Genomic DNA, 19041 nt, shown 5'->3' on the forward strand with positions numbered 1-19041 from the left:
ATCAGTAGGCAAATCTTCAGCGTGCTTACTGGCTCGCGCAGATTTCGCCTCAACTAATCGCAGGGTACTCCGCCACCTGGTCAGGCCACGGGCTGAGCAGTTCAAACCCGTCGTCCGTTACGGCGACCATGTGTTCCCACTGGGCTGACAGCGATTGGTCTTTGGTGACGACCGTCCAGTGATCCGTCAGGGTTTTTACGTGGCGCTTGCCAGCGTTGAGCATGGGTTCGATGGTGAAGATCATGCCGGTCTTGAGTTTCATGCCTTGGCCCGGATAACCGTAATGCAGCACTTGCGGCTCGTCGTGGTACACCTTGCCGATGCCGTGGCCGCAGTATTCACGTACCACACTGAAGCCTTCTTTTTCGGCAAGGCTTTGAATGGCGTGGCCAATGTCGCCCAACGTAGCGCCGGGACGCACCACGCGGATGCCTGCGCACATGGCATCGTAGGTGGTTTTGACCAAGTGACGCGCTTCGGGGCTTGGCTCACCCACGAAATACATGCGGCTGGTGTCGCCATACCAGCCATCTTTGACCACGGCGATGTCGATATTGATGATGTCGCCGTCTTTTAACGGGCTGGCAGAGGGAATGCCGTGGCAGACCACGTCGTTGACGGAGGTGCACACGGTTTTCGGGAAACCGTGATAGCCCACGTTGCCCGGTATGGCTTTTTGCACATTGACGATGTAGTCGTGGCAGATCTGGTCCAGTTGGTCGGTGGTAACCCCCGGCTTCACATGGTCCGCGATCATCGCTAATACTTCTGCGGCCAGTTTTCCGGCAACTTTGGATTGGGCAATTTGAGCCGGGGTATTGATTGTGACGTGGGTTTTCATTGGTCGGCCTGCGAAGCGATTTCGATAACGTTTGCGTCTTGAACCAGTCCGCTCAACTGCTTGAGATCCAGACCGCCAGCCACTTCGGCGCGGATCAGCAAACGGCAGATTTGGTTGTGGTCCAGGTTGGGGTGCAGCTCAGTCAGCATGCCGATGCGCATCCAGTGTTCGGCTTGAGCGTTGATTGAGCGGCTCAGCGCATCGCTGGCGAGTCGCAGATTTTCGTGCATGTGGTCAGAGATTTTTACGATGCCCATCGGTACGTCCAATATGAAATGCATATGAAACGTATATTAGTCGATGCTGAGGGGTAAGCGAAAGGGCGGGCCAATGACCGCATGTGACGGGCCAGCCCTTGCAGCCAATAAGTGAATGCGCTGCAAGGGAAGGTTTACCTTATGTTTTTGACAGGTGAACGCGAGTCACACGGCGTTCTTCGACCTCAGTGACGGTCAAGTCCCAGCCTTGCCACTCAACCCGATCGCCCTTCATCGGCAAACGGTCCAGCAGACTCATGACCATGCCGGCCAGCGTGTGGTAATCGTCCGTACCTTGTGCAGGAAACCCCGTACGCTCGCGCACCTGGTTCAGGTTCACGGCACCGCTGACCAGGTAGCCGTCACCGAGCACCTCAATGCCCGGGCCGTCTATTTCACTGGCGTCCGGCAGTTCACCGGCAATCGACTCCAAAATGTCGGTCATGGTCAGAATGCCGAGGAAATCCCCGAACTCGTTTACTACGAACGCAATGTGCGTCGACTCTTTGCGCATTTGCTCCAAAGCATTGAGGATCGTGAAGCTGTCTAGCAAGTTGATGGTTTTTCGTGCCATGGCCTCAAGGTTGGGTTGATTGCCCGCGAGCAGCTCCTTGAGCAGTTCTTTCTTATGAATAAATCCCAGCGGTTCATCGATACGGCCTTCGCGAATTAGCGGCAGTCGGGAGTACGACGAATGCATCAGCGTTGTACGAATAGTTTCTGCTGAATCGGCCAGGTCGATATGGTCGATGTCGCTACGCGGGGTCATGACACTGCGTATTGGGCGCTCGGCCAGTTGCAGCACACCGCTGATCATGATCCGCTCACGTCGATGAAACACGTGTTTGGTCTGGCCACCGTCGAGCATGTCCGCAATCTCGTCGTCCACCTCATCGGCTTGCAGTGTGCGGCCGCTCAACAGGCGCATCACCGCGTGCGCCGTGCGCTCACGCATGGGGCGCATGCCGTGCAGGCTTTTTTTGCGTCGGGCGCGGGCGATCTGGTTGAACAGCTCGATCACAATCGAGAAGCCAATGGCCGCATACAGATAACCCTTCGGAATGTGGAAACCCAACCCTTCGGCCGTGAGGCTGAAGCCGATCATCATCAAAAAGCCCAGGCACAGCATGATCACGGTGGGGTGGCTGTTGACGAAACGGGTGAGTGGTTTGCTGGCCAGCATCATCAAGCCGATGGAGAACACGACCGCGATCATCATCACCGACAAGTGTTCGACCATGCCTACAGCGGTGATCACCGCATCGAGCGAGAAAACCGCGTCCAATACCACGATTTGCGCCACGATCGGCCAGAACATGGCGTAGGTCGTGTTTGATGTGCGTTCGGCGACATGGCCTTCGAGACGCTCATGCAACTCCATCGTGGCCTTGAACAACAGGAACAGGCCGCCGAACAGCATGATCAGGTCACGGCCCGAGAACACCTTGTCGAACACCTCAAACAAAGGTTCGGTGAGGGTCACCATCCACGAAATACTGGCCAGCAGGCCCAGGCGCATCAACAACGCCAACGACAGACCGATGACGCGGGCCCGGTCGCGCTGCTCGGGCGGGAGCTTGTCAGCCAGAATGGCAATAAACACCAGGTTGTCGATACCGAGCACCAGCTCCAGCACGATCAGCGTCAGCAGGCCAAGCCAGGCCGTAGGATCTGCAATCCATTCCATAATGATCAGTCAACCTCGTGCGCAAAATGAGAAACGGATGACCGTGTGGCCACAGCTCTAGCGTCATGCACGCTTAAGCGCGGCATTTTTTTTGGGGGTAAGCAATGGGCTAGAGAACCTGTGATACACAAAGCCACAGCAATGCGGCGTGGGTGCGACAGATTATAGCGCAGCGTTGGAAGGAGGCGCGCAAGGGCGGGTGTTGCAAAGAAGCGACTGGGAGGCTCCAGGAGGGTGTTCATATAGACCTGTTGTGAAATAGGGGAGGCAAGACTACAGCGTTTTTTGGGTTTTTTGATGGGCGCAGTTATTACAAAATTTAACCGGTTGAGGGGCTTGGTGGGGGGGTGAAAAAGAAAATACGGTAAGCACATTAATGAGCCTGAGAGCGGAACTTATAAAGTCGTTAGTACTTTTAGTGTGCGGCTGAAAGGATTCATGTTTGAAAAAGCCCCTGAACATTTCAAAAGTAGGGGGGCTTTAAGAATCGTCTTATTACCCACTTAGTTGGCCTGGGCTACTGTCCGGCACCCGATTTAAACGGGACCTTGAACCCACTCAAGGCACATAAAACTAATCAGTAGTAAGGAAGTACCGTTTTGAAAAAGTTGATGAAGTTTGCAACATTGTCCGTGGCCATTGCACTCTCTGGCGGTTGTGTGAGCTACAACGCAAGCCAGCCATCGTCGCCTATCGACAGCGTGGTCAAAGCTGACCTGAAGGCAGATGTCGCTGTCGGTGAGACCATCACGGGCCAGTCTTCGGTGAACGTTCTGTTCGGCATTTTCAAGTTTGGTGGTGACAGCGAATTTGCCGATGGCGTTGAGTACGGTGGCAGCACGGGCGGTGGTCTGGGCGGCGCTCTCGACCCTGTGAGTGCGGTTAAATCGGCAGCAACCTATAAGGCAGTGAAAAACTCCGGCGCGGACCTGATCATTGCCCCACGCTACGAAGTCAGCGAACAAAGCTATGTCGTGTTCAAAAAAGTGTCTGTGACGGTTAAAGGCAACAAAGGCAATATTCGTAGTATTCGTTAACCTTCAATGCCTCGGTTTGCACAGTGCCGGGGCAGAGAAGTAACAACGCAATGTACGCGCTTTTGCTTCGCGCATCGGAGCAACGGCCAGCGAATAAAACAGTCCACCTGGGTGGGCTGTTTGCGTTTAAGCGCAGCGTGAAACAGTGGCGTCAAATAATAATATTTCGTATTGAGTGGCTGTGTGAAAGGTTGATAGGCGTGGGGGAGGGCAACTTTCATGAATAGGTGAGCAAAGCACTGTAGGATGTTTCATACATTTTTTGTAACAACCTGATTAGTTCAAGGTCGAGATGCCTGCCATTTGGCACGTGTGTGATGCTTGGCGGTCAAGGAGATTTATGTGATATCGCGCAGAACGTTATTGTCCACGGGCGCCACCTTAACGGGTGTCGGCCTTCTCACCTCTTCATGGATCGGTGCGGCTCTGGCACAGCAAGTCAGCCAGGCGGCCACGACGGATGCAGAGCAACTGCTCCAGCTTTCATTGTTCCTCACTGAACGCGAGTCGCTTGATGCAAGCCTTGCGCAACGTGTGCTCACCCGTTGCACCGAAGCTGACCCGGCCTTTGCCGACAAGATGAAATCGCTGTGGGGCCAGATTCAGCAACAAGGCTTGAGCCATGCGGGTCTGCTGCGCAGCAGTCCGATCTATCAAGACCCGGTTCACAAAGACACCGTGCAAAAGATCGTCCGTGCCTGGTACCTGGGTTACACCGGCACCCCTGTCAGCCTAAGAGCGGTAGACGACACCGAGCTGGTGACATTCACTGGTGCGTTGGCCTATACGCCGACGCTGGATGCCACTGTGATTCCGACCTATTCGCGGGGGCATACCAACTATTGGGTTAACCCGCCGTCTACCGTCGCCAACGATTAATACAAGGGGTACCCATGAGTCAGGTCTTTGATGCTGATGTCATTGTTGTTGGGTCCGGAGCCTTGGGCAGCAACGCGGCTTTTGAATTGGCCAAACAGGGCAAGTCGGTGATTATTCTGGAGGCGGGTGAGCACATTCCCCGCTGGAAAATCGTCGAGAACTTTCGTAACTCATCGAACAAAAGCAATTACAACTCGCCGTACCCAAACGAGCCGTGGGCGCGTCATTCCTACGACGAGCAGTACATCGAGAACATAGGTTCGTTCGAGTTTCGCCCCGGCATGTTGAAGCTGGTAGGCGGTACGACCTGGCATTGGGCTGCGGCCTGCTGGCGCTATCTACCTAACGACATGAAGCTCAACAGCCTGTATGGCGTGGGCCGTGATTGGCCAATGGAATACAGCGAGCTGGAACCTTATTACGCCCGGGCTGAAGTGGCGCTGGGTGTTTGTGGCAGTGACACGCAGGACCAGAGTGGCCACAACGGCGGCGCATTCCCGCCGCGGTCCACGCCTTATCCGATGCCGCCTGAGGGCGACACCTACCTGTTCCAGCGGCTGCGCGCACGGTTGGCGCCTGCCGGTTATGTGTTTTTGCATGAGCCCAATGGCCGTGCGACCACGCCTTATGACAGTCGCCCGGCGTGCAGCGGCAATAACAACTGCATGCCGGTGTGCCCCATTGGTGCGATGTACAGCGGCGATGTTCACGCCAAGCATGCTGTGCAAGCAGGTGCCAAGCTGCTGACTGACGCCACGGCGTATCAGTTGGAAAAAGGCGCAGACGGCAAAATTGTCGCGGTGCATTACCGCTCCTCCAATGGCGATGATGTGCGCCTGAGCGCGAAGTATTTCGTGGTGGCCGCCAATGGCCTGGAAACCCCCAAGCTGCTGCTGATTTCGGACGTGGCCAATTCGTCGGATCAAGTAGGACGCAACCTGATGGACCACACCGGCCAGGGGCTGCAATTTCTGGCCGATGAACCCGTGTGGCCGGGGCGTGGTGCCGTGCAGCAGGGCGGTATCTTTAACCGCCGTGATGGCGAGTTCCGCAAAGAGCGGGCATCGGTCAAGCATGCGTTTGCCAACAATGTGCCCAACATGGCCGTGGCCGGGCGTTTGATCGAACAAGGTATCTTCGGAAAGGAACTGGATGAACGTATTCGTCACGACGCTGCTCGCTGGGTAGATGTGTCGACCGTGTATGAAACCCTGCCGCTGGCCAGCAACACCGTGCGTGCGAGCACCACGCGCAAAGATGCACTGGGCATACCGATGTTGGTGGTCAATTACGACGTGGGTGATTACGTCAAAGCCGCCAAGCCTGGGGTCGACGCGGACTACGCCGACTTCGTGAAGCTCATGGGCGGCACGGTCGTCGAAAACAACACGGGCTGGCAGAACCGCGACCACTTGATGGGTACCGTGATCATGGGCAGTGATGCCAAAGATTCGGTGGTTAACCACGAGTGCCGCACCTTCGACCATTCCAACCTGTTTTTGGCCACCACCGGAGTGATTCCGGCCTCGGGCACCATTAACCCGACCCTGACGGGCGTTGCGCTGAGCATACGTCTGGCCGACATCATTGCGCGAGAAGTCTGAGCATGAACCTGAAGACCTTACGTCTGCTGCCGCTTGCCGCTTTTGTGGTGTCGCTGAGCGCGATGGCCAGTGAAGACAACGCCGCGCTGATCAAGCAGGGCGAATATGTGGCGCGTGCGGCTGACTGCGGCGCTTGTCACCGCACAGTGGAGCAGGGTGGTGCGCTATTTTCGGGCGGCTATGCGATTGATTCGCCTATGGGTCGCATCATCAGCAGCAACATCACGCCCTCCAAGACCCACGGCATTGGCGACTATACCGAGCAGCAATTGGCTGACGCGTTGCGCAAAGGCGTCAATGCAAAAGGCCAGCACCTTTACCCGGCCATGCCCTATACCGCGTATCAAGGCATGAGCGATGCGGACATTCACGCCTTGTATGTGTATTTGCAACATGGTGTGAAACCGGTCGACAAGGCGGTGCCCGCTACCGAACTGGCGTTCCCGTTCAATGTGCGCGCGTTAATGTTTGGCTGGAACCTGTTGTTCCTTGATGCGTCGAGTGCGACGTGGCCTGCCGATGCTGACGAGCCGCTCAAGCGCGGGCAATACCTGGTCGACACGCTGGGCCACTGCGGCGCTTGCCACACGCCGCGCAACGCGTTTATGGCAGAAGACAGCAGCCGATATTTGGCAGGTGCCGCGCTGGGCGGTTGGGTAGCGCCCAACATCACCTCCGATCAAGCCTCGGGCATTGGCAGCTGGAGCAATGATGAGCTGGCGGGCTTCCTGAAAAACGGTCATGTCACCAACAAAGCGCAAGCGGCCGGGGGCATGGCGGAAGCGGTAGAAAACAGCCTGCGCTTTTTGAGTGATGGCGATTTGCACGCGATGGCGAGCTACCTGAAAACCGTGCCGGCGATTGCCAGTACACACCCGGTGCTCAATGCTCCACGCACGGTCGTGCCTGTGGACATGACCACACTGGAAGTCGGGCAGGGTGATCAGGCTTCGTTGGCCAATGCCTCTGAAACTGACGGCGCACGCCTGTACAACGCCGCCTGCGCCAGCTGCCACGGCCGTGACGGACAAGGCACAGCGGACGCGTTTTACCCTTCGTTGAGCCAAAACACTGCCCTGACCGGCGGCCAGCCGAACAATCTGGTCATGGCCATCATTGAAGGCATTAGCCGCAAAGGGGCCGACCTTGAGGTCAACATGCCCGCGTTGGGCGGTGATTTGAATGATCAGCAGATTGCGGCGATCGCCAATTACAGCCTGCAACGTTTCGGCAATCCCGCGCTCAACGTCAGCGAACAAGAGGTTGCTCAACTGCGACGTGGCGGCGACGTGCCCTTGTTGGTCAAGGCCATGCCTTATGTGCTGTGGCTGGGCGGTGTGCTGGGCGTGGCAATGGTGTGTTGGCTGGTGCTGGCACGGGTTAAACGCAAGCGCGAGCGTAAAATCCTCGAGAAGAAAAACGCTCTGAATCGGCGCTTTCATTCACGCTAATACAGAGCGCTCAAACCAAACCCTTGGGTCATGACCCAAGGGTTTTTTTATGCGCCAGATACACTCAACGCCACAGATTGACCTTGGCCAGATCGATCAACTCGCGTGCCCGGCCGTCCATCACGGTTTTGAGCATAAACAGGCTGAATCCTTTGGCCTGCTCGAAGGTCTTGGTCGGCGGCATCACCAGTTCCTGGCGCGCACTGATCACGTCCACCAACACCGGGCCGTCGTGGCTGAAAGCTTCGCGCAAGGCGGCTTCCAGTTCAGACGGATGTTCGACGCGTATGCCCTTGACCCCCATCGCCTGAGCCATTGCTGCAAAATTGGGGTTTTTCAGGTCGCAGCCTACGTCAGGGAAACCCGCAGCTTTCATCTCCATCTCGACAAAACCCAGCGTGCCGTTGTTGAGCACAATGACTTTGACCGGCAAGCCCACCTGATTGAGTGTCAGAAAGTCGCCCATCATCATGGTGAAACCGCCATCCCCCGACATGGAAATTACTTGTCGATGAGGGAAGGCCGCTTGTGCGCCAATTGCTTGCAGCATGGCGTTGGCCATTGAGCCGTGGTTGAACGAGCCGACCAGACGGCGTTTGCCGTTCATTTTCAGGTAGCGTGCGGCCCACGCAGTCGGCGTGCCCACGTCACAGGTGAAAATCGCGTCTTCTGCGGCCAGCTCGCTGACCAGTCGATTGAGGTATTGCGGGTGAATGATGTCGCTGTTCGGGCCGCTTTCGGCCAACGCATCGAGGTCCTCGCGGGACTTTTTGTAGTCGTTGAGCGCAGCCTCCAGGTGTTTGCTGTCCGGGTTCTGGGCCACGCCGGGCAGCACCGCCTGCAAGGTCAGCTTCACGTCACCGATCAGTCCCAGTTGTAATGGGCAGCGATTGCCCAAGGCTTCGGCGCGCAAGTCGATTTGCGCAATGTTGCCGTGCTCGGGATAAAACTGGCGATAGGGAAAGTTCGTCCCCAGCATCAACAGCGTGTCGCAATTCATCATGGCTTTATAACCAGATGCAAAGCCGATCAAACCGGTCATGCCCACGTCGTATGGGTTGTCGTATTCGACATGCTCCTTGCCGCGCAGTGCGTGCACGATGGGGGCTTTCAAACGTTCGGCCAGGGCCAGGATTTCGGTGTGCGCCCCGGCGCAGCCGGCGCCGCAGAGCAGGGTGACTTTTTTGCCCGTGTTGAGAAACGCTGCCAGCTGATCGATTTCGGTATCGGCGGGGCGAATCATTGGTGCGGCGGGTTTCAGCCAGTGGGGCACTTTGGCGTCAGTGGCTTGCAGTGCCACATCCCCTGGAATCACCACCACCGCCACGCCGCGTTTGGCGATGGCCATGCGCATGGCGCGCTCAAGAATCTGCGGCAATTGCTCAGGGTGCGAGACCAGCTCAACGTAATGGCTGCACTCTTTAAACAGGCTTTCGGGGTGTGTGGCCTGGAAATAATCAATGCCGATTTCGCTGCTGGGTATATGGGCAGCCAGCGCCAGCACCGGCACGCCGCTGCGATGGGCGTCGAACAGACCGTTGATCAAATGCAGGTTGCCGGGGCCGCAACTGCCGGCGCAGACCGCCAGCTCACCCGTCAGGTGCGCTTCGGCGCCTGCCGCAAACGCCGCGGCTTCTTCGTTGCGCATATGGATCCATTCAATCTGCTCCTGACGGCGCAATGAATCAGTAAAGGCGTTCAACGAGTCCCCCACCACGCCAAACACACGTTTGACGCCAGCTTCTTGCAGGGTTTCGGTGATGAAATCAGCAACCGTTCGGGCCATGGGGAACTCCTCGAAGTAAGAAAACATGCGACTTGAGACAGGTACGTAACCTTTTCCCAAGCAGGATAGACACTGCATCCGACCTTGGCGGTGACGCATCCGTTCGATGAAAAGAGTTTCATCCATAGAGCATTACGACCGCTTCGCGCCCGATCGCAGCCTCGTGCCTCGGCAGCGACTACAAGTGATGGATGCAGGTCCTGTAGGCGTTGACGAGTAACGCGCGGCGACAGAGTCGTCGTGAGGCATTCAACCGCTGTGTGTCAGGGACTGCGCGGTGATCGGGTTTACGACCGCTTCGCGGCCGATCGCAGTCTCGCGCTTCGGCAGCGGCTACAAATCTTGGGGGGCTAATGTTTAGCCGTTGGGCATGCAAAGATTTAAAACGCTGTATTGAACTGCCGCGCCAAGCATGTGAGGCTGCTGGCTCTTTTTCGGCAGTGGTTGCAGGTATGAGGCTTGGCTTTAGCGCTATTGAATGTCAAAGCCTGTCGGGTACTTCAATGCCACTCAACCCCTGCGCATTCTCCTGTGAACGGGCCTTCTGGGCGTTGTATCACTGCCGTCACGCCCGCCCGCCGGATACTCGTCTACCCGTTAAATCGTGATCCTCCGCGCCACGGCGCGCCTGTCTGATACGCATAAACGAGTAAGCCCATGAGTGCCACACCTCTGTTTGCCCCGCTGCAAGATGCCCTGGATTTCCTGCAGTTGAACCCGGATGTCGAGATGTTCGAGCTTTTTATCCTCGACAACAACGGCGTGCCGCGCGGCAAGTTGCTGCATCGCGATGAACTGTTGGCGGTGTACGAGAGCGGGCGACCGTTGCCCAGTACGATTTTGGGTTTGAGCATCAACGGCGATGACGTAGAAAACACCGGGCTGGTCTGGGATGTAGGCGACATCGATTGCCGCGCCTATCCGCTGGCGGGCAGTTTGCAGCGCATGCCGTGGCGTCAGATTCCGATGGCTGCGGTGCAAGTGAGCATGCATCCGCAGCAGGGCATGCCCGCGACTGTCGCCGACCCGCGTCACCTGTTGGTCAAGGTCATTGAAGGGCTAAAGGCTGACGGCTATTACCCGGTGATGGCCGCGGAGCTGGAGTTTTACCTGCTCGACCAGCAGCGGGACAGCCAAGGGCGGCCGCAACCGGCACGCGATGCCGACGGCCAGCGTCCACGAGCCACGCAGGTGTATGGTTTGCGCGAGCTGGAACAAATCGAGCCGTTTTTGGCTGATTTGTACAGTGCCTGCAAATTGCAAGGTATCCCGGCCCGCACGGCTATTTCCGAATACGCGCCGGGCCAGGTGGAAATTACCCTTGAACACCGCAGTGACGCGTTGCAGGCGATGGACGAGGCGGTGCGTTACAAGCGCTTGGTCAAAGGCGTGGCGCACAAACACGGGATGGTGGCCTGCTTCATGGCCAAACCGTTTGATGACTTGGCAGGCACGGGCATGCACATGCACGTGAGCCTGGCCGATGAGCACGGCCATAATCTGTTTGCCAGCGAAGCGCCTGACGGTACGCCGCTGCTCAAGCATGCGGTGGGCGGCATGCTCAGTACCTTGCTCGATTCGCTGCTGATGTTTTGCCCGAACGCGAACTCTTACCGTCGCTTCCAGAGCAACAGTTACGCGCCGCTGGCGCCCACCTGGGGCGTGGACAATCGCACGGTGAGCTTGCGGGTGCCGGGTGGTCCGGCATTTTCACGGCATATCGAGCACCGCATTTGTGGTGCCGATGCCAATCCGTATTTGGCAGCGGCAGCCATTCTTGCCGGTATTCATCGCGGCATTCGTGAGCAGCGTGATCCGGGCGCACCGATTGAAGGCAACGGTTACGCTCAGTCAACACAGAAGCTGCCGACCGACTGGTTGACTACATTGCGTGCGCTTGAGGGCTCGTCATGGGCAAAAGAAGCGTTCGGGCCTGAATTTTTGAAGGTGTACCTGGCGGTGAAAAATGCCGAATACCGGCAGTTCATGGGTGAGGTGGGCGAGCAAGACTGGCGGTGGTATTTGAATCAAGCGTGAGTGGGAGCGGTGCTCAGCCCTGCGCTGCAACTGCATTTTAGGGGGGCACAGGGCTGTAAGCGTTTTCATCTTTTGCTGACAATTTTTTCACTGACGTCCCGTTAACCTCTGTGTCGAATACCATCAAACACAAGAGTTAGCGGGCCATGTCATCGCAACCACCGTCCACCACTGAGCTTGAGTTCGCCGAACGCTATGACCGTGAGCATGCGCAGGTGTGCCAGCAGGTGCGCCCTCAAGGCGTGGTGCGTCGGTGGGCGCAGTGGCGCGAGCGGCGCTTGGTCAGGCGTGCGCTCAAGGTGGCCGGTGAGCCGGGGCTGGTATTGGATCTGGCCTGTGGCTCCGGGCGATTTTGGCCGGTGCTGGCTGAGCGCGACAATCGGGTGATTCTGGCAGCTGACCCATCCCAAGGCATGCTTGATCACGCACAGACCCACCATTCAGCAGCTTTGCTCAAGCGTGTGAAGCGGTTTAAAAGCTCGGTGTTTTCCATCGACATGTCGGAAAACGCGGTGGATTGCATTTTTTGCATGCAACTGTTCCACCATGTGCGCAGCAATGAGCACCGTTTGGCGATTTTGCGTGAGTTGCACCGCGTTAGCCGCGACACGTTAATACTGTCGGTGTGCGTGAGCGGTGCTCAGGGCCAGCAACGCATCTGGGTGAGCCAAGAGGAGGTTGAAGCCCAGTTTTCAGACTCGGGCTTCAGTATTCTCAAGCAATACGCGGTGCTGCCGGGTTTTACGCAGAACAGCATTTATGTGCTGCGCAAAGAGGCTTAGTTCAGTGCCGCTAAAATGGCGTAAGCCAGCTCAACGCGTGCAGCGTTTGGGTAGTTCTTGTTGGCCAATATGACGATGGCCTGTTTTTTGGCCGGGATGAAGGCGATGTAACCACCAAAGCCGTTGGTTGAGCCGGTTTTGTTGATCCACACCTGTTGTTGGGGTGCCTGTGCAGGTTTGAGCGCAACCACTGCATTGGTTTCATACGCCATCGTGTTTGAGTTGCCATCGAGCAGCGCCTTGAGCTCAACGGGGTAAGGGTATTGCTCCCATACCAGATCCTGAGTCATCGGCCCCACCCGGTAATACCCCACGTGGGTATCCGCCAGCGCACGTCGCACCGTCTCGCTTGTGTGCCCCAGCCCCATGTTCAACTGCGCGAAGTGGATGAGGTCGCGGGCAGTGGTTTTTACTCCGTAGGCTTCATCCGCCAAGACACCTGCCCCCAACCTGACGGGTTCATCCTGCTTGTTATAGCCCTGGGCGTATAACGGCATTTCAGTGGCCGGGATGTTCAGGTAGCTGTGTTTGAGGCCCAGTGCCGGGAACAACTGGCCTTGCAGCGCCTGGGCATAGGGCATGTTCATGCGCTTGGCGGTGATCAGCCCCAGCATGCCGATGCTCGGGTTGGCGTAGCTTCTCTTGCTGCCCGCGACGTACTCCGGCTTCCAGGCTTTGAGATAGCCCATCAGTTGTGCATCGTTTTGCACCGCATCGGGTACTTGCAACGGGAAGCCGCCAGCGGTGTGAGTGGCCAAATGCATGAGGGGCACATGGCCGAAGGGGGTGTTTTGGAACTCAGGCAGGTAGGTGCTGACCGGTTCGTTGAGTGACAGTTGGCCGTTGGCGTGCGCGTAAGTGGCCAGGGTAGCGGTAAACACTTTGCTGATGGAGCCCACTTCAAACAGCGTATCGGAGGTGACGGGAGCTTGAGTGGCCTTTGAGGCGAGACCTAGGTTGTAGAAATGTGTTTTGCCATTAACGCTGACCGCAATGGCCAGTCCAGGCACGTTGTATTGCTGCATGACCTGCGCGGCGTTCTTATGTACGACGGCATCGATTTTTGCGGCGAAGTCTTCTGCTCTCGCCACGTTTGCACCTGTACTCAGGCCCGTTATCAGGAGCGCAACGGTAAAAAAATCAAACGGCTTACGCATACGGCGCATCCTCGTGTTCTGTGAGTGGTGGAGGGGGGTGAGTCGAAGGCGGGCAGCCTTGTCACCTCATGTTTCATTCTGGCAGGCGTGTGATGTCGCCAGCGAGCGTCTTCATGATGAGTTCGGGGGGTTCTGACGCATGTGCGCGGGCAAACTACACAATAAAAGCCAAAAAGTTATGAAAGTTATCGCTCGAAATTGCGTAGGTAATTTCGTCGACAAGTTTGTGCGCCAATCGCCGGAAATCCCCGATGCCGATATATACTGCGCGCCATTCTTCAAGGGAGAGCCGTGTGGCCATCGATATTCACTGGATTCGCGACAACGATAGCCTCGGCCAACATTGCGCCCAATGGCAACATTTGCCGTTCGTCGCCCTCGACACCGAATTTATGCGGGTCGACACTTTTTACCCCATTGCCGGCCTGATTCAGATTGGCGACGGCACGCGGGCGTACCTGATTGACCCGCTGACCATCGACAATTGGCAGCCGTTGGCCGCCTTGCTGGAAAACCCGGCCGTGGTCAAGGTGTTGCACGCATGCAGCGAAGACCTTGAGGTCTTGTTACGCCTGACCGGCAGTTTGCCCGCGCCGCTGTTTGATACCCAACTGGCCGCCGCGTACCTGAACCTGGGTTTCTCCATGGGTTACTCGCGCTTGGTCAAAGAAGTGCTCGACCTCGACCTGCCCAAGGGCGAGACCCGTTCGGACTGGCTGCAACGCCCGTTGTCCGAAACCCAGATCAGCTACGCCGCCGAAGATGCGCTGCACCTGGCTGAGGTTTACGTGCTGTTGCGCCCGCGCCTGTCGGATGAAAAATACGCCTGGGTGTTGGAAGACGGCGCTGAACTGGTGGCCAACTTGCGCCGCGAAGTGGACCCGTACGAGGTTTACCGTGACGCCAAGCTGGCGTGGAAACTGTCGCGCGATCAGTTGGCCGTGTTGCGTGAAATCTGTGCCTGGCGCGAGCGTGAAGCCCGTGCTCGCGATCTGCCGCGTAACCGCATTGTGCGTGAGCATGCGTTATGGCCATTGGCCAAAACCCAGCCCGACAATCTGGTGTCGCTGGCGCGGATTGAAGACATGCACCCGCGCACCGTGCGCCAGGATGGCGAGTTCTTGCTGGACTTGATCAAACGTGCGGGCAGCGTACCGCCCGAGCAATGGCCCGCCGCAGTCCCTGAACCGTTACCGGTGGAAGCGGCGGCATTGATCAAGCGCCTGCGTGCAATCGGTCAGGTCTACGCCGAGCAACTGAACATGGCCCCCGAGCTCATGCTGCGCAAGAAAACCCTGGAAGCGCTGGTTAAAAGCGGCTTCCCCAATGGGCCTTATCAATTACCCGACTCACTGCGCGGCTGGCGCCGTGAGCTGATGGGTCAGGCATTGCTCGATAGCCTGGCCACCGCTGGAGAACCGTCTTGAAACGTATTTGCTCTATCTATCGCAGCACCAAGCGCGACGGCATGTATTTGTACGTCCTTAAGGCCGATGCCCTTGAGCGCGTGCCTGAGCCGTTGATGGCCGCGTTTGGCAAAGCCATTCACGCGTTTGACCTGGTGCTCACCCCTGAGCGCACGTTGTCGCGCGAAGACATCGTCGTGGTACTGGAAAACCTGGATACACAGGGTTATCACCTGCAAATGCCACCCGCTGAAGACGAATACATCGAGCACTTGCCCGAAGAGTTGTTGCGCCGCAACGACCCGATGTAAGTGCGCCATCAGGTGCCCGGCATTGGGCACCTGCTCTGAATGGACTCAAATTGATTGGCGGTGGCCGAATTCGACGAGTGAAACCTCGACGGCGGACGCTGGCAGCGTTTTAAAAGGTTAAGAACATGCGCGTTCTGATTGCCGAACACGACCACCCGCTGTACACCCGACTTCTGCAACACGCAGCGCCTGATCTGGAGGTGCTCAGCAGTGGCGACTCTGCGCACTTGTCGCGTCTGGCTGCCGATTGCCCGGTGTGGCTGGGTCAACCTGATCTGTTGGCCACGCTGATGCGTCAGGGGCATCGGCCGCAGTGGTTGCAATCGACCTGGGCGGGCATTACCCCGCTGCTGGCCAACGGTTTGCAACGTGATTACCGCCTGACCCGCGCCGTGGGCATTTTCGGTCAGGTCATGGCCGAATATGTGCTCACCTACATGCTGGGCCATGAGCGCGAAGTCATGGCGCGGCTGGTCAGCCAGGTTGAGCGCAAGTGGGACAACCGCATGGGTCAGAGCCTGGTCGCACGCAAGGTGCTGATCGTCGGCGCCGGTGACATTGGCCAGACCGTGGCGCAATTTCTGCAACCGTTTGGCGTGGAGCTGTATGCCATTGCCAGTACGGCCCGTGAACAAGCGCCGTTCAAGGAAGTCGGGGTTCTGAGCGACTTGCCGCGTTTGGTCGGGGGCATGGATTACGTGGTGAACCTGCTGCCCAACACGGCGGACACCCATGACCTGTACGATGCCGAGCTGTTTGCGCAGTTCAACCCGAACGGGGTGTTTATCAACGTCGGCCGTGGCGTGGCGGTGGTGGATGCGGACTTGGTCGAGGCGTTGCGCGTGGGCCACTTGGCGGCGGCGGTGATTGACGTCTGCCGTCAGGAGCCGTTGCCGGCCAAACACCCGTTCTGGACAGCCTGGGGGTTGTTGCTGACCGGTCACAGCTCGGCGCCCACCTCGCCGCCGATGATGGTGCAACTGTTTGTCGATAATCTGCGGGCGTTTCAAACGGGGCAGCCGATGCGTGGCGAAGTGGATTTCGACCGCGGCTATTAACGGTAGTCACTGCCCAGCTACGCGAGGCTGCGATGGGCGTGATACGTCGCAAAGCTATTGACCCGGTGCGTCAGGCGCACCGAGTTCGCTTGGCGTCTTATCGCCGCCTCGCGTAGCTGGGCGGCGACGACACGCTTTGCTTGGCTTACAGGCTGAAATCGCCTTCGGCCACCAACGTGCTCAGCGGTGCACGCTGGCTCGGTACTTCTTTGGCTTGCAGGTAATCGACCAGCGTCGCTTTATCGCCCAGCTTGCCAATTGCCACCATCGCTTGCACGGCATAGCCTTCCGGGATTTTCAGTTCCTGGCGGGCGCGCTCGTAATCCAGACCGCTCATGCCGTGGGTGTGCCAGCCGCTCAAGTGAGCTTGCAACGCCAAATGGCCCCAGGCCGCGCCCGTGTCGAACGCATTGGTCGGCGAGGGTTTTTCTTCGGTGGTGCCCGGCGCGGCAAACGTTGTTTTCGACACAATCACCACCAGGGCGGCGGCATGTTTGGCCCAACCCTGGTTGAACTCGACCAGCAGGCTCAGGTAGCGGTCAAAGTCCGCGGTGCCACGCAAGGCAAACAGAAAGCGCCACGGCTGCGAGTTATAGGCCGAAGGTGCCCAGCGAGCGGCTTCAAAGAAGCTCATCAACGTGGGTTTGTCGAGGGTGGCATCGGTGAAGGCGCGGGGCGACCAACGCTGGGTAAATTGCTCATGAATGGCGTGATCGGCAATGCGGGTATTAGCAGTCATTCTCGTTACCTGAGTTGTTTTCGCGATTGAGCGTAGGCGTAAAGCTACTGTTATGCCATCTGTGTGACAAGTCTGACGACAAGCCCTTGGCCCGCGGGGCCTTGGGCACTAGACTGGCGGCCTTTTCCACTGCCCGATGTTGATGTTTGAGCCATGGCCGCAAAAGTTGAACCGTTCTGGATCCGCAAAACCCTCGATCAACTTGATCAAGAGGAATGGGAGTCGCTGTGCGACGGCTGCGGCCTGTGCTGCTTGCAAAAGCTCGAAGATGAAGACGACAACAGCGTCTACTACACGCGTATTGCCTGCAAACTGCTCGATCTGAAAACCTGCCAGTGCACCGATTACCCCAAGCGCCGTGATTCGGTCCCGGACTGCATTCAACTGTCGCCGGGCCAGGCTGAAGAGTTCAAGTGGTTGCCGCCTACCTGCGGCTACCGACTCGTTAGCGAGCGCAAGGATTTGCCGCTGTGGCACCACTTGGTCTGTGGTGACCGGGATGCGGTGCATCACGAGCGCATCTCGCAATCGGGGCGCATGCTCGCCGAGGGCAGCGTGCCGGAAGACGATTGGGAAGATCACCTGATTTTTCGCGCCGGTTAAATGCCGGAGCGGTCGCAAGGAGTGTGTATGCCGCTGCGTTACCGATTGCCCCTGGGGCTGCTGATTGCACTGCTCGGCACGCCGTCGTGGGCTGCCAAAAAAGTGGACCTGGATTATCACGTGCAATTTGAGCCTGACACCGGTCAGGCTCAGGTGCGGCTGACCCTGGCGGACGGTTCAGCCGTGCGCAGCCTGGATTTCGACCTGGGTGCGCCGGGCAGCTACAGCGATTTCAAGGCCGACGGGCAGTGGCGGCTCACCCCTGACGCGCAGCACAGTCGCGGGGTGTGGCATCCCGCGTCAGGCCCCTCCAGCTTGACCTACCGTGTGCGCCTGAGCCACCCGTTCAAGAACGGCAGTTTCGACACCGACATCACGCCCAAGTGGGCGTTGTTTCGGGGCGAGCAATTGGTGCCGCCGGCCAGTCTCGATCAACAGGACGGCACCGAGTTGGTGTCACGCCTTGAATTCGAGTTGCCCAAGGGCTGGAAAAGTGTCGAAACCGCCTGGCCGCGGATTGGCAAAAACCGCTTCCGTATTGATGATGTGTCGCGCCTGTTTGACCGCCCCACTGGCTGGATGCTGGCCGGTACGCTGGGGAGCCGTCGCACCACGCTGGGAGAAACCGAAGTCACCGTTGCCGCGCCGCAAGGGCAGGGGATGCGGCGCATGGATGTGCTCACCTTGCTGACCTTTGTCTGGCCGCAGGTGCAAGCGGTGTTCCCGCGTAATCCGCCCAAATTACTGATCGTCGGCGCAGGCAGCCCGATGTGGAAGGGCGCCAGCGCCGATCGTCATTCGATTTACCTGAGCAGTGCCGTGCCGATGGTCAGCGAGTCAGGCACCAGCCCGCTGTTACGCGAAGTGGTGCAACTGTTCAGCGGGCTCAATGCTGAGGCCGGTCATGCCTGGCTCAGTGAAGGACTGAACGAATACTACGCCATCGAACTGATGCGCCGTGCGGGTGGCATGAGTGATGAGCGCTATCAAACCTTGCAGCACAAGCTCAATGCGGCGGGTAAAAGCGTGACGCGTCTGCGCGGCCCGCAAACCAGCCCGGCCACCGTGGCGCGCGCGGTTACGCTGTTGCAGGCGCTGGACCGTGAAATCCGGGTGCACACCCACAGCAAGCGTTCGCTCGATGATGTGAGCCAGGCGTTGATGCGCATGGACACGGTCAACACGGCGTCATTTATTCAGTTGAGCGAAAGCGTACTCGGCGGTGCCAGCGACGTGCTCGATACGCCTTTGTTGCGTTGATGTAGCCCATTACCCGTAGCCGCTGGCGTAGGCGGCGTCCGATGGCGGCTACGGTCTGCAGCTGTTTCTTTACGCCTTCTTTACGCCCGCGCTTGCCCCTCGATCTCGATCCTTTACACCCTTGAACCCCACACTTTCCCCCTACG

Annotated in this window: 17 protein-coding genes; 11 read left to right on the forward strand and 6 right to left on the reverse strand. The window is 58.1% G+C overall.

Going from position 1 to position 19041, the window contains the following annotated elements:
• Positions 1-49 precede the first annotated feature (49 nt).
• The 3 genes from map to TU86_RS15395 all read right to left on the reverse strand — a co-directional run bounded on the left by map (position 50) and on the right by TU86_RS15395 (position 2785).
• Entirely contained in the window at positions 50-841 is a 792-nt protein-coding gene (gene map, locus TU86_RS15385) for a type I methionyl aminopeptidase (protein WP_048365189.1), read from the reverse strand.
• On the reverse strand, positions 838-1098 hold the full coding sequence (locus TU86_RS15390; protein WP_048365190.1) for a ParD-like family protein: 261 nt from the start codon (positions 1096-1098) through the stop codon (positions 838-840). Before TU86_RS15390 ends, map begins: the two co-directional genes overlap by 4 nt.
• A gap of 139 nt (positions 1099-1237) precedes the next feature.
• A complete protein-coding gene (locus TU86_RS15395) occupies positions 1238-2785 on the reverse strand; it encodes a TerC family protein (protein WP_048365191.1) in 1548 nt (515 codons plus the stop codon).
• 599 nt (positions 2786-3384) lie between these two features.
• Between TU86_RS15395 and TU86_RS15400 the strand changes: the two genes are divergently transcribed.
• The 4 genes from TU86_RS15400 (at position 3385) to TU86_RS15415 (ending at position 7756) form a co-directional block, all read left to right on the forward strand.
• Complete coding sequence (locus TU86_RS15400) at positions 3385-3822, forward strand: hypothetical protein (protein ID WP_048365192.1); 438 nt, start codon at positions 3385-3387, stop codon at positions 3820-3822.
• A 342-nt stretch (positions 3823-4164) separates the two neighbouring features.
• Positions 4165-4701 carry a sugar dehydrogenase complex small subunit gene (locus tag TU86_RS15405; RefSeq protein ID WP_082149303.1) on the forward strand — a complete coding sequence of 179 codons (537 nt, stop codon included), beginning with the start codon at positions 4165-4167 and terminating at the stop codon, positions 4699-4701.
• Between the two features lie 14 nt (positions 4702-4715).
• Complete coding sequence (locus TU86_RS15410) at positions 4716-6305, forward strand: GMC family oxidoreductase (RefSeq protein WP_048365194.1); 1590 nt, start codon at positions 4716-4718, stop codon at positions 6303-6305.
• A gap of 2 nt (positions 6306-6307) precedes the next feature.
• Entirely contained in the window at positions 6308-7756 is a 1449-nt protein-coding gene (locus TU86_RS15415) for a c-type cytochrome (protein WP_048365195.1), read from the forward strand.
• Between the two features lie 64 nt (positions 7757-7820).
• Here the strand turns inward: TU86_RS15415 and poxB are convergent, their stop codons facing one another.
• Complete coding sequence (poxB, locus tag TU86_RS15420) at positions 7821-9542, reverse strand: ubiquinone-dependent pyruvate dehydrogenase (RefSeq protein WP_048365196.1); 1722 nt, start codon at positions 9540-9542, stop codon at positions 7821-7823.
• Between the two features lie 729 nt (positions 9543-10271).
• On the opposite strand from poxB, the gene TU86_RS15425 reads away from it, so the two are divergent.
• Entirely contained in the window at positions 10272-11579 is a 1308-nt protein-coding gene (locus TU86_RS15425; protein WP_420876377.1) for a glutamine synthetase family protein, read from the forward strand.
• Positions 11580-11725: 146 nt separating this feature from the next.
• Positions 11726-12361 (forward strand): class I SAM-dependent methyltransferase, encoded by a 636-nt coding sequence (locus tag TU86_RS15430; protein WP_048365198.1) that lies wholly within the window; start codon positions 11726-11728, stop codon positions 12359-12361.
• Here TU86_RS15430 and ampC read toward each other — a convergent pair.
• Positions 12358-13518 carry a class C beta-lactamase gene (gene ampC, locus TU86_RS15435; RefSeq protein WP_048365199.1) on the reverse strand — a complete coding sequence of 387 codons (1161 nt, stop codon included), beginning with the start codon at positions 13516-13518 and terminating at the stop codon, positions 12358-12360. The genes TU86_RS15430 and ampC overlap by 4 nt on opposite strands.
• 293 nt (positions 13519-13811) lie before the next feature.
• Between ampC and rnd the strand changes: the two genes are divergently transcribed.
• The 3 genes from rnd to TU86_RS15450 all read left to right on the forward strand — a co-directional run bounded on the left by rnd (position 13812) and on the right by TU86_RS15450 (position 16293).
• Entirely contained in the window at positions 13812-14945 is a 1134-nt protein-coding gene (gene rnd / locus TU86_RS15440; protein WP_048365200.1) for a ribonuclease D, read from the forward strand.
• Entirely contained in the window at positions 14942-15235 is a 294-nt protein-coding gene (locus tag TU86_RS15445; RefSeq protein ID WP_048365201.1) for a YcgL domain-containing protein, read from the forward strand. Before rnd ends, TU86_RS15445 begins: the two co-directional genes overlap by 4 nt.
• Before the next feature lie 125 nt (positions 15236-15360).
• Entirely contained in the window at positions 15361-16293 is a 933-nt protein-coding gene (locus TU86_RS15450) for a D-2-hydroxyacid dehydrogenase (protein ID WP_048365202.1), read from the forward strand.
• 145 nt (positions 16294-16438) lie between these two features.
• Here the strand turns inward: TU86_RS15450 and TU86_RS15455 are convergent, their stop codons facing one another.
• The gene (locus TU86_RS15455) at positions 16439-17032 is read right to left on the reverse strand and encodes a nitroreductase family protein (RefSeq protein WP_048365203.1); all 594 of its coding nucleotides are present in this window, start codon (positions 17030-17032) and stop codon (positions 16439-16441) included.
• Between the two features lie 153 nt (positions 17033-17185).
• Here TU86_RS15455 and TU86_RS15460 point away from each other — a divergent pair, with 153 nt between their 5' ends.
• Both TU86_RS15460 and TU86_RS15465 read left to right on the forward strand, forming a co-directional pair.
• Positions 17186-17635, forward strand: coding sequence for a YcgN family cysteine cluster protein (locus TU86_RS15460; RefSeq protein ID WP_048365204.1), 450 nt, complete (start codon positions 17186-17188; stop codon positions 17633-17635).
• 27 nt (positions 17636-17662) lie between these two features.
• Positions 17663-18895 (forward strand): hypothetical protein, encoded by a 1233-nt coding sequence (locus tag TU86_RS15465; protein WP_048365205.1) that lies wholly within the window; start codon positions 17663-17665, stop codon positions 18893-18895.
• The last annotated feature ends 146 nt before the right edge of the window (positions 18896-19041 follow it).

Origin of the sequence: Pseudomonas weihenstephanensis (genome assembly GCF_001043055.1) — a bacterium.
Taxonomy (GTDB): domain Bacteria; phylum Pseudomonadota; class Gammaproteobacteria; order Pseudomonadales; family Pseudomonadaceae; genus Aquipseudomonas; species Aquipseudomonas weihenstephanensis.